Source organism: Phycisphaeraceae bacterium, from assembly GCA_019636675.1.
GTDB lineage: Bacteria > Planctomycetota > Phycisphaerae > Phycisphaerales > UBA1924 > JAHBXC01.
The window spans coordinates 22,130-36,750 of record JAHBXC010000007.1 but is presented as its reverse complement, the minus strand read 5'-3'; the positions used below and the strand labels follow the sequence as shown (position 1 = coordinate 36,750).

Annotated in this window: 11 protein-coding genes; 7 read left to right on the top strand and 4 right to left on the bottom strand. The window is 69.3% G+C overall.

Annotation, left to right across the window (positions count from 1 at the left end; all coding sequences use genetic code 11):
* The gene (gene ric / locus KF684_13865; protein MBX3354012.1) at positions 1–747 is read right to left on the bottom strand and encodes an iron-sulfur cluster repair di-iron protein; all 747 of its coding nucleotides are present in this window, start codon (positions 745–747) and stop codon (positions 1–3) included.
* 128 nt (positions 748–875) lie between these two features.
* On the opposite strand from ric, the gene KF684_13860 reads away from it, so the two are divergent.
* The 7 genes from KF684_13860 to KF684_13830 are packed head-to-tail and all read left to right on the top strand — an operon-like array spanning position 876 to position 8,577.
* The gene (locus tag KF684_13860; GenBank protein MBX3354011.1) at positions 876–1,241 is read left to right on the top strand and encodes a group 1 truncated hemoglobin; all 366 of its coding nucleotides are present in this window, start codon (positions 876–878) and stop codon (positions 1,239–1,241) included.
* 28 nt (positions 1,242–1,269) lie between these two features.
* Complete coding sequence (locus tag KF684_13855; protein MBX3354010.1) at positions 1,270–2,241, top strand: 2Fe-2S iron-sulfur cluster binding domain-containing protein; 972 nt, start codon at positions 1,270–1,272, stop codon at positions 2,239–2,241.
* A 58-nt stretch (positions 2,242–2,299) separates the two neighbouring features.
* A complete protein-coding gene (locus KF684_13850) occupies positions 2,300–2,779 on the top strand; it encodes an Rrf2 family transcriptional regulator (GenBank protein ID MBX3354009.1) in 480 nt (159 codons plus the stop codon).
* Between the two features lie 24 nt (positions 2,780–2,803).
* Positions 2,804–3,427 carry a hypothetical protein gene (locus tag KF684_13845; protein ID MBX3354008.1) on the top strand — a complete coding sequence of 208 codons (624 nt, stop codon included), beginning with the start codon at positions 2,804–2,806 and terminating at the stop codon, positions 3,425–3,427.
* Positions 3,427–6,360 carry a cytochrome c biogenesis protein CcsA gene (gene ccsA / locus KF684_13840; GenBank protein ID MBX3354007.1) on the top strand — a complete coding sequence of 978 codons (2,934 nt, stop codon included), beginning with the start codon at positions 3,427–3,429 and terminating at the stop codon, positions 6,358–6,360. The genes KF684_13845 and ccsA overlap by 1 nt, the downstream gene beginning before the upstream one ends.
* Positions 6,357–6,905, top strand: a complete 549-nt coding sequence (gene nrfH / locus KF684_13835) for a cytochrome c nitrite reductase small subunit (protein ID MBX3354006.1) — start codon at positions 6,357–6,359, stop codon at positions 6,903–6,905. Before ccsA ends, nrfH begins: the two co-directional genes overlap by 4 nt.
* The gene (locus KF684_13830; GenBank protein MBX3354005.1) at positions 6,898–8,577 is read left to right on the top strand and encodes an ammonia-forming cytochrome c nitrite reductase subunit c552; all 1,680 of its coding nucleotides are present in this window, start codon (positions 6,898–6,900) and stop codon (positions 8,575–8,577) included. The genes nrfH and KF684_13830 overlap by 8 nt, the downstream gene beginning before the upstream one ends.
* A gap of 34 nt (positions 8,578–8,611) precedes the next feature.
* Here KF684_13830 and KF684_13825 read toward each other — a convergent pair whose 3' ends face one another.
* The 3 genes from KF684_13825 to KF684_13815 all read right to left on the bottom strand — a co-directional run bounded on the left by KF684_13825 (position 8,612) and on the right by KF684_13815 (position 14,618).
* Positions 8,612–11,674 (bottom strand): efflux RND transporter permease subunit, encoded by a 3,063-nt coding sequence (locus tag KF684_13825; GenBank protein MBX3354004.1) that lies wholly within the window; start codon positions 11,672–11,674, stop codon positions 8,612–8,614.
* Positions 11,671–12,795 (bottom strand): efflux RND transporter periplasmic adaptor subunit, encoded by a 1,125-nt coding sequence (locus tag KF684_13820; GenBank protein ID MBX3354003.1) that lies wholly within the window; start codon positions 12,793–12,795, stop codon positions 11,671–11,673. The genes KF684_13825 and KF684_13820 overlap by 4 nt, the downstream gene beginning before the upstream one ends.
* A 260-nt stretch (positions 12,796–13,055) precedes the next feature.
* Positions 13,056–14,618, bottom strand: a complete 1,563-nt coding sequence (locus KF684_13815) for a DEAD/DEAH box helicase (protein ID MBX3354002.1) — start codon at positions 14,616–14,618, stop codon at positions 13,056–13,058.
* Between the last annotated feature and the right edge of the window lie 3 nt (positions 14,619–14,621).

The following is a 14,621-nucleotide window of genomic DNA, read 5'->3' as shown; positions in this document are numbered from 1 at the left end:
TCAGCGCGCCGGGGCCCCCGGCGCGACCGGATCACGCCGTTGCTTCTCGAGCGCGAGCGCGCGGGGAAAGAGCACATTGTTTTCTTTGTGGACATGCTCGTGCATGTCGCGCTCGAACGCGCCCAGCGAGTCTAGCAGCACCCTCCAGGTGGTGCAGGCCCGCTCGGGCGGGGTGAACCCGTCTGTCGCGGCGCGAAGGAACGCGAGCGCGTTCCCGGCGTGCGTGTGCTCGGACTCCAGATGCTCCAGCGTCTCTCGCAACGACACGGGCGCAGCGCCGGTCGCGACGCCCGTCTCGAGATCGCGAACCATCGGGAACAGCACGCGCTCCTCCGTCATCATGTGACGCTCGAGCTCGTCTCGCATCGCGACGAAGACCCGGCGGACCTCGGCGAGGCGAGGGTCGCGGTCCCCGTGCGACCGGAGGACTTTCTCGGTCAGGCGGTCGAGACGCGGGAGCTCGGCGCGAAGGTGCGCGTGATGCGTCTGCTCGATGTCGGCTATGAGTTCCGCGAGGGGCATCCCCGACGGATCGCGTCTACGGGCGCCGGGCCTGGCGTCCTCCTCGGCGAGGAGCGCGACGGCGTGTTCAAGCTCGACGCCGCGCGCGGCGCACGCGTCGGCCAGAGTCCGCTTGCCGCCGCAGCAGTAGTCGATGCCCAGGCGCTCGAGCGCCCTGGCGCGCGAAGGGTTCTGGACGACGAGGGTTCCAACTGGGGTCGCGCCGAGCGGTTCGTGTCCTGACATGGCTGGCTCCCAACAGGAAAGGCGAATTAAGATAATCAGTCTATCGATGCATTCTTGACATGTATCTACCCGATATCTAGTGTCTCGCCCACGCGCCCTCGAGCCGGGCGCGTCCAGGAGATGCACCTATGTCCAGTCTGTACCAGCAGTTGGGTGGTTCCGCGGCGATCGACCAGGCGGTCGACATCTTCTATAGGAAGATGCTGTCCGATGACCGGGTCGCCGGTTTCTTTGACGACGTCGACATGGAGCGTCAGGCCGCCAAGCAGAAGGGCTTCCTCACGATGGTGCTCGGCGGGCCGCACGCGTACACCGGCAAGAGCATGCGCGAGGGCCACCGGCACCTGATCGCGCGCGGGTTGAACGACTCGCACGTGGACATCGTGCTCGAGCATCTGGGGCAGACGCTTCGCGAGCTCGGGGCTCGCGAGGACCAGATCGCCGAGGTCGCCGCGCTCGCGAATTCGGTCCGAGACGACGTGCTCGACCGCTGACGAGCGCGTGAGCGCCGAGAGACGCACCATGCCGACCATTACCTATGAGGGGCGCGCCATCGAGGCCTCGCCGGGCGAGCCGGTGCTCGAGGCGATGCTCCGCGCCGGGGAGCCCGTCGCCTCTTCGTGCAAATCGGGTGTCTGCCGGTGCTGCATGATGCGCGCGATCGACGGGACGCCCGACGGCGCGTCGCAGGCCGGGCTGCCTCAGGCGCTGCGCGAGAAGGGGTTCTTTCTGCCCTGCGTCTGCCGCGCGACGGGCGATATGACCGTCGCGAAGCCGACGGACGCGATCGCGTCCGCGCATGCGCGGATTGAGCGCGTCGAGTCGGCGGGGCGCGATGTCGTCCGCGTGTTTGTGCGCACCGATGCGCCCTTCGAGTACAGGCCCGGGCAGTTCGTGAACCTCGTCCGCGCCGACGGCCTGACGCGCAGCTACTCGGTCGCGAGCACGCCCTCCGACGACGGCGCGCTCGAGTTTCATGTCCGTCGCATCCCCGGCGGGCGCATGAGCTCGTGGCTCTTCGACGGCGCTCGCGCGGGAGACCCGGTCGAGGTCCGCGGCCCGTACGGGGATTGTCACTACCAGTCGCCCGACCCGGCGGAGGAGATCGTCCTGGTCGGCGTCGGCACGGGGCTCGCCCCGCTCCTGGGGGTGATGCGCGACGCGATCCTTCGCGGCCATCGGGGGCCCATCACCCTCTTCCACGGCGCCAGGGACGCCGGCGGGCTCTACTTCGTCGACGAACTGCGCGACATCGAGCGCACGCGCCCGGGCGTGGCCTATCACCCGTGCGTGCTCTCGGGCCAGCCGGCGCCCGGGCTCCATATCGGCCCGGTCGACACGATCGTCCTCGCTCGCTTCCCATCGCTCGCGGATCGGCGGGTGTTCGTGTGCGGCGACCCGGAGTTCGTGCGAGTGATCCGCAAGGCCGCGTTCCTCGCCGGCGCATCGATGCGGGCGATCCACAGCGACGCGTTCGTCGCCTCGGCGTCCTGAGCCCCGGGCGCGGGTTGTGTATGCTTGATCGTCCCGTTTAGAAGGAGTCTCCCCAAGCGTGCGACTGCTCTCCGACGCATCCGAATACGGGCTCCGCGCAGTCGTCTGGCTCGCCCAGCGACCCGGCTCGACCCAGAAGGTGCGTGAAATCGCCGAAGCGACGCGCGCCTCGCCGGGGTATCTCGTCAAAGTGCTCCAGTCGCTCGCGAAGGTCGGCATTCTGTCGGCCCAGCGCGGCGCGCACGGCGGGTTCACGCTCGAGCGCGATCCCAGGACGCTCTCCGTCCTCGATGTCATCAACGCGATCGACCCCATCGAACGCATCCGAACCTGCCCGCTCGGCATCGAGTCCCACGGCGCGGTGCTCTGCCCGATGCACAGGCGGATCGACGACGCGATGGCGCAGATCGAATGCGGCTTCGCGCAATCGACCATTCACGAGCTGATGACCGAGCCGTCGGCTTCCAAGCCGCTCTGCACGGCGCTGACGGTCGGGAAACTCGTCCCCGCTCCGTCGTCCAAAGACACGAATCAGTGACCCGGCTGTCGACATGAGGTACTGATGAGCAGATTCGAGCACCAGAGCCGGGGCGTGCGCGCGTTGATCGCGGCGTCGTGTCTCTGCGCGATGTCGTGCGATCGCGACCCGGGCATCGCCGAGCGACGCGCGCCCAAGGGCGTTGAGATCATCGTGGGTCCGGAGGTCGGCGCGTCCGGGCCGGCGGCCGGTCGTGCGCCGGCGCACACGCACGACCACGCAGCGCGGTGGACGCTCCCGGATGGGTGGCGCGAGGTCGCGACCGGCTCCCCGGCGCGCCTCGCGGTCTTCGAGTTCGACGACGAGTCGGGCGTCGTGTCGGTCGTGCTCACGCGCTTCCCCGGCGATGTCGGGGGAGTGCTCGCAAATGTGAACCGCTGGCGGACGCAGCTCGGGCTTGCGCCCGTCGCCGAGGGGGATCTGCCGGGCATCGTCGAGCGGTTCGAACCGCTCGGCTTCCGCGCGTACGCGGTCACGCTGGTGAACGAGGATCGTGCGACCGTGGCCGTGGGGCTCGAAGAGCCGGCGCGGTCTCGCACGTGGTTCGTGAAGGCGGATGTGCACAGCGAAGCGATCGAGCGCGTGCGAGCCCGGGTGCTGGCGTTTGCGCGCTCCTTCGTCGCGTCCGATCCGGTGGGGGAGCGATGATGCGAACCGCGTTGAAGGCCATGGCGTCGCTCCGACTGACGGTCGTCCTGCTCGCGGCGGCGATGGTCCTGATCTTCGTGGGGACGCTCGCGCAGACCCGTCTGGGCGTCTGGCAGGTCGTTGACGGGTACTTCCGCAGCGCCGTGGCCTGGGTCGACCCCGGGCTGGTCATCCCCGGCGTCGAGGCCGGCGCGGCGCCGCTGGTCCCGTTGCCGGGCGGGTCGCTCATCGCCGGGCTGATGATCGTGAACCTGCTCGCGGCGCACGCGATGCGCTTCCGCATGGCGTGGAAGCGCTTCGGCGTGATCATGCTGCACGCCGGGCTGATCGTGCTGCTGGTCGGCGAGTTCGTCACGGGCTGGTTCGCGACCGAAGGGCTGATGCGCATCGATCAGGGTTCGAGCGCGCGGTTCGTCGAGGATGTGCGCGAGGCCGAGCTCGTCGTCGTCGACCCCAGCGACCCGTCCTTCGACCGCGTCGTGAGCGTGCCGCACACCCAGGTGGCGCTCGCGGCGCGCGCGGGCGAGCCGATCGCCGATCCACGCCTGCCATTCGAGATCGTCGTCGATCGCTGGATGCCCAACTCGGAGGTTGCGCCCTCCCCGAGGGGTCCGCACACCACGCACGGGCTCGGACGCGAACTCGTCGCCGTCGAGATGGCGCAGGCGGCGGGCGTCGACGGCGGGCAGGTCGATCTGCCCGCCGCGTACATCACGCTCCGTCGCGAGGGCGAGACGCTCGGGACGTGGCTCGTCGGCGCCGCCATTCTGGTGAACCAGCCGGTGGAGATCGACGGGACGACCTTCGGCGTGTCGCTGCGGTTCACGCGCACCTACAAGCCCTACGAGATCCACCTGCACGAGTTCCGGCACGACAAGTTCGTGGGAACCCAGATACCGCGCAACTTCTCGAGCCGGGTGCGCATCGTCGATCCCGAGCGGGGCGTCGATCGCGAGGCGCTGATCTGGATGAACAACCCGCTGCGCTACCGCGGCGAGACTTTCTACCAGGCGTCGTACAAGCCCGACGGCTCGGGCACGGTGCTGCAGGTCGTCCGGAATCCGGGCTGGCTGCTGCCCTACGCCGCGTGCATTCTCGTTGGGTCCGGGATGACGCTGCACTTCACGCGCTCGCTCGTGTCGTACCTGCGCCGGCGCGGGGCGAAGGCCGCGCGCGAGCCGTGGGCTGGCGGCGTCGACGCGCGTGGCGCGGCGCTGCGCATGGCGGCCCTGGCGATCGGCCTGGGCGTGGCGCTGAGCGCGCTGCTCGCCCCGGAGCCGCGCTCGGGCGTGGATGTCCGCGACTTCGCGTCGCTGCCGGTCTCGGCCGGAGGGCGCGTGATGCCGATGGACAGCGCGGCGAGGAATCTTCTGATGGTCGCCGGCGGGCGCCGGTCGGTCGAGACCGGCGACGCCGGGCGCGTCGGCGCAGTGGAGTTCCTGCTCGAGCTGGTCGCCCGGGCCGAGGTCGTCGCGGATCTGCCGGTGGTACGGGTGGATCATCCCGGCGTGCACGCGCTGCTGGATCGTTCGCCGGAAGACGGCTCGCGAGTGAGTCTGCGCGAGATCGAGCCGCACTGGCGCGAGGTGCTGGAGCAGGCGACGCGCGCCGATGAGACACCGGCTCGCGCTCGAGACGCCTTCCAGCGCGAAGTCCTCGCGCTCTACCGGAAGGTGACGGAGCTGCTGGAGCATCAGGGGATGCACCAGCCGTATGTCGTCCCGCCGCTGCGCCCCGGCGAGGAATGGCGCGGGTTCCGCGAGGCGTTCGAGTCGGGGTTCGGGCGCGAGCCGCACCCCGCGGTGGCGCACTACGCCGCCATGCTCGGCGCGCAGCACGAGGGCGACCGGGCCGGTTTCGAGCGCGCCGCCGGGGCGTACGCCGACCTGCTGCGCCGGGACATCCCCGGCGTGATGCGCCGCATGGACCTCGAGGTGTGGTTCAACCGCGCGTCCATGTTCACCGGCGCTGCGGCGGTGTACGTGCTCGCGTCGCTCGCGCTGGTGGCGTCCTTCCTCTTCCGCGCGCGGGCCGACGACGCCGGACTTCGATGGGCGGAACGCCTGCGCGTCTCGGCGGTGTGGATGATCGTCGCGGCGGTGATCGTGCACACGGTCGCGATCGTGATGCGCATGCACCTCCAGGGGCGTCCGCCAGTGACGAACCTCTATTCGTCCGCTGTGTTCGTCGGGTGGGCGTCGGTGCTCGTCGGCTTGCTGCTGGAGCGCCTGCACACGCTGGGTGTCTCGGCGCTCGCGTCGGCCGCGGTCGGGTTCGGCACGCTCGTCGTGGCCCACAACCTCGGCAACGACGGCGACACGATGCAGATGATGCAGGCGGTCCTCGACACCAACTTCTGGCTCGCCACCCACGTTGTGACCATCACGCTGGGTTACTCGGCAACCTTCCTGGCGGGGGCGCTCGGCGCGGTGTACCTCATCGCCCGCTGCGCGACGGGGTGGCTCACGAAGGAACGCGCCCAGGCCCTGTCGCGCATGATCTACGGGACGGTGTGCTTCGCGCTGCTGCTGAGCTTTGTCGGCACGGTTCTGGGCGGGATCTGGGCGGACCAGTCCTGGGGTCGCTTCTGGGGCTGGGACCCGAAAGAGAACGGCGCGGCGCTGGTCGTGCTGCTCAACGCGATCGTGCTGCACGCCAGATGGGGCGGGATGGTCCGCGAGCGAGGCATCGCTGCCCTCGCGGTCGGGGGCAACGTCGTGACGGCGTGGAGCTGGTTCGGCACCAACATGCTTGGTGTAGGGCTGCACTCCTACGGCTTCATGGACTCCGCGGCGAGGTGGATGTGGATCTTCGTCGCCAGCCAGGCCTTCATCGCGTCGCTGGCGCTCCTCCCCGCGCGACGGGCAGGATCTGTTACAGTGCGGGCTTCAGGCAGCGAAGGGAACGCCGCAACGAGTGATGAGCAGCGATGAAGCGATCCGTTCGAAGCATCCTGAGCCGTGCGTTCGTCGGGCCGTTCCGCGGCAAGCGCCGATGGCTCGCGGTGCTGCCGATGCTGACCGCCGCGATGCTGGGCATGCTGGGGGGGCTCGGCGCGTTCACCTTCGGCTACGGCGAGGGGACCGCGTACCTCACGAACGACCCGGCGTCCTGCGCCAACTGCCATGTGATGCAGGGGCACTACGACGCGTGGCTCAGGTCGAGCCACGCCGCCGTCGCGACCTGCAACGACTGCCACCTGCCGCACGACTTCGTGGGCAAGTGGGTGACCAAGGGCGACAACGGGTTTTTCCACTCGCTCGCCTTCACGACGAACAACTTCCACGAACCGATCCGCATCAAGCCGCGGAACCGTCGCGTCACGCAGAACGCGTGCCTGCACTGCCACTCTGATTTCGTGAACCACATGCTCCCCGCGACCCGCGGCGCCGACATGCTGCTGTGCGTGCAATGCCACGCCGATGTCGGGCACTCGCAGCGTCCGAAGGGTCTGACCCTGGAGGCCGGCCATGACTGATCCGTCCCGCTCGTTCACGCGGCTCGTTCCCGGCCTCTCGAGGCGGGGGAACGCGATGCTGCTGGTGCTGGTCTTCCTCGTCGCCGCCGTCGGCGCCGCCGTCGTGACATGGGTGCTGATCGTGATGTTCGGCCACAAGCAGGCCGCGCGTCTGCCCTTCGTGCGCGTCGCCGAGGTGACCGAAATCTCGACCGACCCCGAGCCGTGGGGCCGCAACTGGCCGCAGCAGTTCGACGGGTGGAAGTCGACCGCGGGAGACGAGTTTTATGGCGGCAGCAGCGCGCTGCCCGAGAGCAAACTCGAGTCGAACCCGTGGCTCAAGCGTCTCTACGCCGGGTACGCGTTCAGCATCGATTACCGCGAGGCGCGGGGCCACGCGTACATGCTCTACGACCAGACCGTCACCGAGCGCGTGACGCAGCGCCCGCAGGCCGGGGCGTGTCTGCACTGCCACGCGTCGACGACCGTGCTCTATCGGCGCACCGGCCTCGAGGCGATGGGCCTGCCGACGGACGACGAGGCGCTGGCTCGAGACTTCAACATGCCGGCGGTGATCCGCGGCTTCGAGGAACTCAGCCGCAAGCCGTACCACGAGGTGCTCGCGATGCTCTACGCCTCGCCCGACGGCACGCCCGACGAGAACACCCCGGTCTTCCCCGCCGGCCCCTACGGCGGGTTCGACGGCACGATCGCCGGCCAGCCCGTCCCCGAGGGCCACGCGCTGCTCGGCGAGGCGCACCCCGTCACCTGCATCGACTGCCACGACCCCAAAACGATGGCGGTGCGCATCACGCGCCCGGGCTTCATGCTCGGCATGGCGGCGCTCGCCGAGTCCGATTCGGCCGTACCCCACATGCCCAGCGTCGAGAAGTGGCGTCGCGGCGATCGCAAGCAGCCCTACGACCCGAATGTCCTCGCCAGCCGGCAGGAGATGCGCTCGTTCGTCTGCGGTCAGTGCCACGTCGAGTACTACTGCGCAAACAAGGCGACGCTGACCTTCCCCTGGGGTAACGGCCTGCGCATGGAGGACATGGAGCAGTTCTGGGAGGACTTCACCTTCGCGGACGGCTCGGAGTTCCACGACTACATCCACGGCGAGACCGGCGCGAAGATCTTCAAGGTCCAGCACCCGGAGTTCGAGCTGTGGAGCCAGGGCATCCACGCGCGCAGCGGCGTGAGCTGCACCGACTGCCACATGCCTTACGAGCGCGTCGGCGCCATGAAGGTCACCAACCATCATGTGCGCAGCCCGATGGAGAACATCAACAGCGCCTGCCAGCAGTGCCACAACGTGAGCGAGGGCGACCTGCGCGAGCGCGTCGCGACGATTCAGAACCGCACCGTCGCGCTGATGGAGCGGGCCGCGGAAGCGATGACCGAGATGCTCGACGCGATCCTCGAGGCGAAGGCGTCCGGCGTGCCCGACGAGAGTCTGGCCGAGGTCTTCGCGATGCAGCGCAAGGCGATGTGGCGTCTTGACTTCATCAGCAGCGAGAACTCGAAGGGCTTCCACGCCGACCAGGAGGCCGCGCGCATTCTCGGCGAGTCGATCGATTACAGCCGTCGCGCCCAGGCCATGGCGCTGCGGCTGCGTGCGCCGGAGGCGCCGAGCACCGAGGACATGCCGGTGCGGCCCGTGAAGGGGATCACGCCGACAGAACGCCCGCGCTGAAACGCGGAGCGCATGAGGTGATCCGCCGGAGTGCTTACGCGATGTTCGGTCGGGGCGCCTCGCCCGGCTTGATGTTGTAGAAGATCGCGTACAGCACCGGCACGACGACGAGCGTGAGCACGGTCGCGAAGGTCAGGCCGGCCATGATGGTCACCGCCATCGCGACGAAGAACGCGTCGCCGAGCAGGGGGATCATGCCGAGCACGGTCGTGAACGCCGCGAGCCCGACAGGGCGGAGGCGGCTCACGCCCGCCTCGCGGACGGCGTCGAAACGGCTGGGCGTGTTCGCCAGGCGCACCTGCGTCTCGTCGAGCAGCACGATCGCGTTCTTGATGAGCATGCCCGACAGACTCATGAAGCCCAGCAGCGCCATGAAGCCGAAGGGCTGGTTGGTCATCAGCAGCCCGGCGGTGACGCCCACGATGCTCAGTGGCACGATCAGGAACGCGATCAGGGGCGGTCGCAGCGCGTTGAACAGCGCGATGACCGTGAGGGCCATGAGCAGCATCACGGGCGGGAAGTTGCCGAAGATCGCGCTCTGGGCGCGCGCGGAGTTCTCGTATTCCCCGCCCCACTCGATGCTGTAGCCGGCGGGCAGGGGGATCTCGGCGATGCGCGGCATGAGCCGGTCGACGGCGGCGCTGGCGTTGTCGCTGGCGGCGTCGGCCTGGATGGTGAGCGTGGGCAGGCGGTCGCGGCGCTGGATCATCGTGAACTCGGAGTCGACCGCGAAGTCGCCCACGACCTGGCGCATCGGGATGCGCTGGCGCGCCACCGGGCTCCAGATCTGCGCGTCGCGCACGTCGATGATCGCGGCTCGCTCGGACGCCGGGGGGCGTGCGACGATGGGCAGGAGGGTGTCGCCCTCGCGATAGACGCCCACCGGCACGCCGTCGGTCTGGAAGCGCATGGCCGTGGCGATGTCGCGCCGGGTGAGCCCGGCGTCGCGGGCCTGCATCTCCTGCACGTTGGGGCGCACGAGTGGGACGCGCTCGCGCCAGTCGTCGCGGATGTCGACGACGTCGTAGTCGGCCGTGAGCTCGGCGAGGACCTGCTCGCGGATGGTCTGGATGACGTCGGCCTCGGCGCCGCGGATGCGGATGTGGATCTTCTGCAGGTCGGCCGGGCCGAGCGCGAAACGGCGCACGAGCGCGAAGGTGTCGGCGTGGTTCTCGGCGACATACGACTCGATCTGTTCGCGCAGCCCGTCGATGTACGAAGCGTCCTCGACCGAGATGAGGAGCATGGAGTAGGCCGGGTTGGATTTCTCGGGCGAGTACGTCAGGAGGAAGCGGGGCGATCCGGCGCCGACGAACGACGCGACGCCGGTCACGCCCTCGAGGGTGCGCACGTGCTCGTCGATCGCGAGCGCGACGCGTTCGGTGCTTTCGATGTGCGACCCCTGGGGCTGCCAGAAGTGCACCATGAACTGCGGGCGCGTGGAGGGCGGGAAGAAGCTGCGCGTGACGTAGCCGAACCCCCAGATCGAGAGCACGAGCGACACGAGCAGGACCGCCATCGTGGTGAAGCGGAAGCGCATGCACAGCCCGACGAACCCCCGGTAGCCGGTGAAGACGCGTCCGGAGTACTCGTCGTCGCTGCCGCCGTCCTTGGGCGTGGGCAGCAGCCAGTAGCACAGGACGGGCGTGACGGTGATCGCGAGCACCCAGCTCAGCCCGAGGGAGTAGAGGAGGACGAGGAAGAGCGAGCGGGTGTACTCGCCTGTGCGGTCCTGCGAGAGACCGATCGCCGCGAACGCGAGCACGGCGATGACCGTCGCGCCGAGCAGGGGCATCATGGTCTGCTTGACGATCTTGTTGGCGGCCTCGACGCGGTCCATGCCCTTGCGGATGTAGACGAGCATGCCGTCGACGATGACGATGGCGTTATCGGTGAGCATGCCCAGCGCGATGATGAGGGCGCCGAGACTGACGCGCTCGATCATCACCCCTGTGAGCTTCATGAGCAGGAAGGTGCCGAACATCGTCAGGGCGATCACGAGCCCGATGATGACGCCGCTGCGAAGCCCCATGGCGAGCATGAGCACGATGACGACGATCGCGACCGCCTGGAAGAGACTGACGACGAACCCGGCGACGGCGGTGTTGACCTCGTCGGCCTGGTGCGCGATGAGCCCGATCTCGATGCCGATGGGCGTCTGCTCTTCGAGCTCGCGCATGCGCACGGCGATCGCTTCGCCCATGCGCACGACGTTGCCCCCGGCGACGGTGGAGATCGCCAGCCCGACGGCGGGGCGCCCGTTGTACTTCATGAGCATCCGCGCGGGGTCCGTGTACCCACGCGTGACGGTCGCGATGTCTCGGAGGTAGAGGCGCGACCCGGGCTGGGCCGGGTTGATGATCAGCAGGTTCTCGATGTCCTCGACGCTGGTGAACTGCCCGGTGGGCTCGAGCCGGATGTGCCGGTCGCCCGAACGGATCCGCCCGGCGGGCGTCGCGAGGTTCTGGCCCTCGAGCGCGGCGAAGAGCAGGTCGGGCGAGAGCCCGAGACTGGCGATGCGCTCGCGCGAGAACTCGACGTACACGACCTCTTCCTGCACGCCGGCGAGGTCGATCTTGCCCACGTCGGGGATCAGCAGGAGCTCGCGTCGGAGCGTCTTGGCGTGGTCTTCGAGCTGGGCGTAGTCGAAGCCGTCGCCGTAGATCGCGTAGAACACGCCGAAAACATCGCCGTAGTCGTCGAAGACGATGGAGGTCTGCGCCCCGGGCGGGAGGAACCGCTGCACATCGTTGATGCGACGGCGCAGCTCGTCCCAGACCTGCGGCAGGTCGGCGCTGGTGTACTCGTCGCGGATCACGACGGTGACGGTCGAGCGCCCGGGCTCGGACTGGCTCGTCACGCGATCGAGCTGGCCCATCTGCTGGACCGCGGTCTCGATCTCGTCGGTGACCTCTTCGGCGACCTCGAGCGCCGACGCGCCGGGATACGTCGTGACGACGAGCGCCTCTTTGATCGCGAACTCGGGGTCTTCGAGGCGCCCCATGGTCTTGTACGACCAGACGCCGGCGAGCACCGCCGTGAGCACGCACACGGTCACGAACAGCCGGTACCTGATGGAGATGGCGGCGATGTTCATCGCGTCGTCGCCTCGCGATCGCGGCGCATCGGGCGGACGCGCTGGCCCTCGGCGAGGTGCTGAACACCGGCGGCGGCGACGCGATCTCCGGGCCTGACGCCATCGAGGATCATGATCGAGTCACCGACGATTTCGCCGACCTTCACATCGACGCGCGAGACCGTGGCCTCGCCCCCGGCGGTTTCCTGCACGCGCCAGACGAAGCGGGCGCCGTGGCCGTCGGTCCCGACGACATCGATGGGGAGGTACTCGTGCCCGAGCGCGAGGTCGGGGTCGTCCAGCGCGATCTCGACGATGGTCGCGGTCATGCCGGGGAGGATGGTCGCCCCCTCGGGAGAAACGACCTCGAAGATCGCCTTGAAAGTCTGCGTGGCGCGATCGGCCTCGGTGGTGTACTCGACGAGCGTGGCGTCGAACTGCTGGCCGGGAAGGAAATCGAACCTCGCGGCGTGGCGGTAGCGGTTCTCGAAGCGACGCGCGAACGCGACGCGTCCCTCGTGGACGTTGATCTCGACGCGCACCGTGGTGTTGTCCTGAAGGCGCAGCACCTCTCGATGGGGAGAGATGCTCTGGAACGCGTCGACGAAGACATCCGCGACGAGCGCGTCGAAGGGCGCGTAGAGCGTCGCGTCTTCCAGTGATTTCTCCGCGATCTCGCGCTGCGCGAGCGCCAGGTCGCGGGCGGCGCCGAAGCGGGAGACCTCGATCTGCGTGGCTGCGCCGCGCTCCAGGGCCATCGACGCGCCGCGGAACTCGGCCTGGGACAGGTTGTACTGGGCGGTGGCCGCGTCGAGCCGGCTCTGAAAGTCGCGCAGGTTGAGCTGCGCGACCATGTCGCCCTTGGCGACGCGCTGCCCTCGCACGACGGGCAGCTCGCGCAGCACGCCGGCGACTTCGAACGCGAGCGTGACCTCCTGGAGCGATCGGACCCGCGCCGGGTAGCTCTGCGCGACGGCGGCGCGGTCGCCCACCACCAGCGTCATCAGCGGACGCACCGGAGTCTCCACCTCGGGGGGCTCACGCGTCCAGTCGATCAGGAACACCGACGCCACGACGCCGGCGAGCAACGCTGCGCCGACGATGAACCCGATGAGACGACCGATCGGGCGATTGGCAGCCATGCAAGCACTCCCTCGTCACGCGCGGCGACGATGATGGACGATCCGATGTCCTGATGTCCCCTCGCGACGGAGCGCATCGGGCATTGAAGATGTACAGGCGCAGCGTACTCAACCCGGCCGGATAGGCAAACGCGTCCACTGCGCCCGCGAGCGCACCCGGGAGATATCCCAGAGGGGATGATCATTCCGGATGCGATGCTCCGGGTCTGCGACAGACGGAGCGTGTTGGGTTGTTGACGCGTGGGCGCTTCGCCCGCGTGTCAGGCCTGGCGCGTGCGCCCGGGGCCGCTGAACTTCTTGACGCCCTGGCCCGGGCGCTGCTTGGCCTTCGGGTGCGCGCCTGCCTTCGAAGGTGCGCCGGACGAAGCCGACGCGCCGCGAGACTTGCCCTTGGCGCCCGGCGCTGCGGTCCGACGATCCGAGGGCTTGGCGCCGGGCTTCGCGCCCGGCTTGGGGAGCGGGTGGGCGGCGTGGGCCGCGCCGCTGTGATGCTTGGCGCGCGGCTTGGCGGGTGCGCCGGCAGAGTCGGGCCTGGGCCCGGGCTTCGGGCCCGAGGGCTTGGCGTGGGGGCGGGAGTCGCGCGCCTGGGTCTGAGGCGCAGGGCGACGATCGGCGCGCTGCTCCGCTCTGGGCGCCTGAACCTCCGGCGTCGCGGGGCGCGGCGCGGGGGCTCCGGAGGCGTTGCTGCGAGGGGGCAGCTCGGCGATGGGCACACGCGCGCCGATCTCGGCCTCGACGGCGCGGAGCAGCTTGCGCTCCGCCGGGTCGCAGAAGGCGATCGCGATGCCCTTGGCGCCGGCGCGCCCGGTGCGCCCGATGCGGTGCACATACGACTCGGCGTCGTCGGGCAGCTCGTAGTTGAAGACGTGGGTCACGCCGTCGACATCGAGCCCGCGGGCGGCGACGTCGGTCGCGACGAGGATGGTGCAGTCACCGTGGCGGAAGGCGTCGAGCGCGCGCTCGCGCTGGCGCTGCGTCTTGTTGCCGTGGATCGCGGTGCAGTCGAAGCCGGCCGCCTCGAGGTTCTTGCTCAGGCGCTCGGCGCCGTGCTTCGTGCGCGTGAAGACGATCGCGCGGTCGACGCCGGGCTGGATGAGCAGGTGATGCAGCAGCGACTGCTTGCGCGGCTTGTCGATCTGGTAGACCATCTGCTCGATCAGGCGAGCGGTCTCGACCTTCTTCTCGACGGTCACGCGCACCGGGTCGTTGAGCAGCGAGCGGGCGAGCTCGGCGATGGCGCGGGGCATCGTCGCCGAGAACATCAGCGTCTGTCGCGACTGGGGGATCGCCGACGCGATCTGCCGGATGGGCTGGATGAAGCCCATGTCGAGCATGCGGTCGGCCTCGTCGAGGACGAAGACGTCGATCGAGCCCAGATCGACGATGCGCTGGTTCATGAGGTCCTGCAGGCGACCGGGGGTCGCGACGAGCAAGTCGCAGCCACGGGCGAGGGCTCGCTCCTGACGGTGCTGGCTCACGCCGCCCACGACCGTGGTCTCTTTCAGGTGCGTGTGACGGGCGTAGGTCGCGAAGCTGTCGGCGATCTGCGACGCGAGCTCACGCGTGGGGGACAGCACGAGCGCGCGAGGCGTCGCGATGCCCTGGTGCCTGAAGGCGCGAGGGGTCTCGAGCAGCCGGTGGATGATGGGGAGCAGGAACGCGGCGGTCTTGCCGGTGCCTGTCTGGGCGCAGGCGAGCACATCGCGGTCCGCCATGGCGGGGGCGATCGACTCGGCCTGAACGGGGGTGGGGTGGGTGTACCCTTCCTGCTCGAGCGAGCGGAGGATGGGCGCGGCGAGGCCGAAGGCTTCGAAGGTCTGCAAGCG

Bases quoted from the DNA above. Each gene is read 5' to 3' on its own strand.
- KF684_13845 (MBX3354008.1), top strand. From the start codon at position 2,804: ATGAGCAGATTCGAGCACCAGAGCCGGGGCGTGCGCGCGTTGATCGCG.
- KF684_13860 (MBX3354011.1), top strand. From the start codon at position 876: ATGTCCAGTCTGTACCAGCAGTTGGGTGGTTCCGCGGCGATCGACCAG.
- KF684_13820 (MBX3354003.1), bottom strand. From the start codon at position 12,795: ATGGCTGCCAATCGCCCGATCGGTCGTCTCATCGGGTTCATCGTCGGC.
- nrfH (MBX3354006.1), top strand. From the start codon at position 6,357: ATGAAGCGATCCGTTCGAAGCATCCTGAGCCGTGCGTTCGTCGGGCCG.
- ccsA (MBX3354007.1), top strand. From the start codon at position 3,427: ATGCGAACCGCGTTGAAGGCCATGGCGTCGCTCCGACTGACGGTCGTC.
- KF684_13825 (MBX3354004.1), bottom strand. From the start codon at position 11,674: ATGAACATCGCCGCCATCTCCATCAGGTACCGGCTGTTCGTGACCGTG.
- KF684_13830 (MBX3354005.1), top strand. From the start codon at position 6,898: ATGACTGATCCGTCCCGCTCGTTCACGCGGCTCGTTCCCGGCCTCTCG.
- ric (MBX3354012.1), bottom strand. From the start codon at position 747: ATGTCAGGACACGAACCGCTCGGCGCGACCCCAGTTGGAACCCTCGTC.
- KF684_13855 (MBX3354010.1), top strand. From the start codon at position 1,270: ATGCCGACCATTACCTATGAGGGGCGCGCCATCGAGGCCTCGCCGGGC.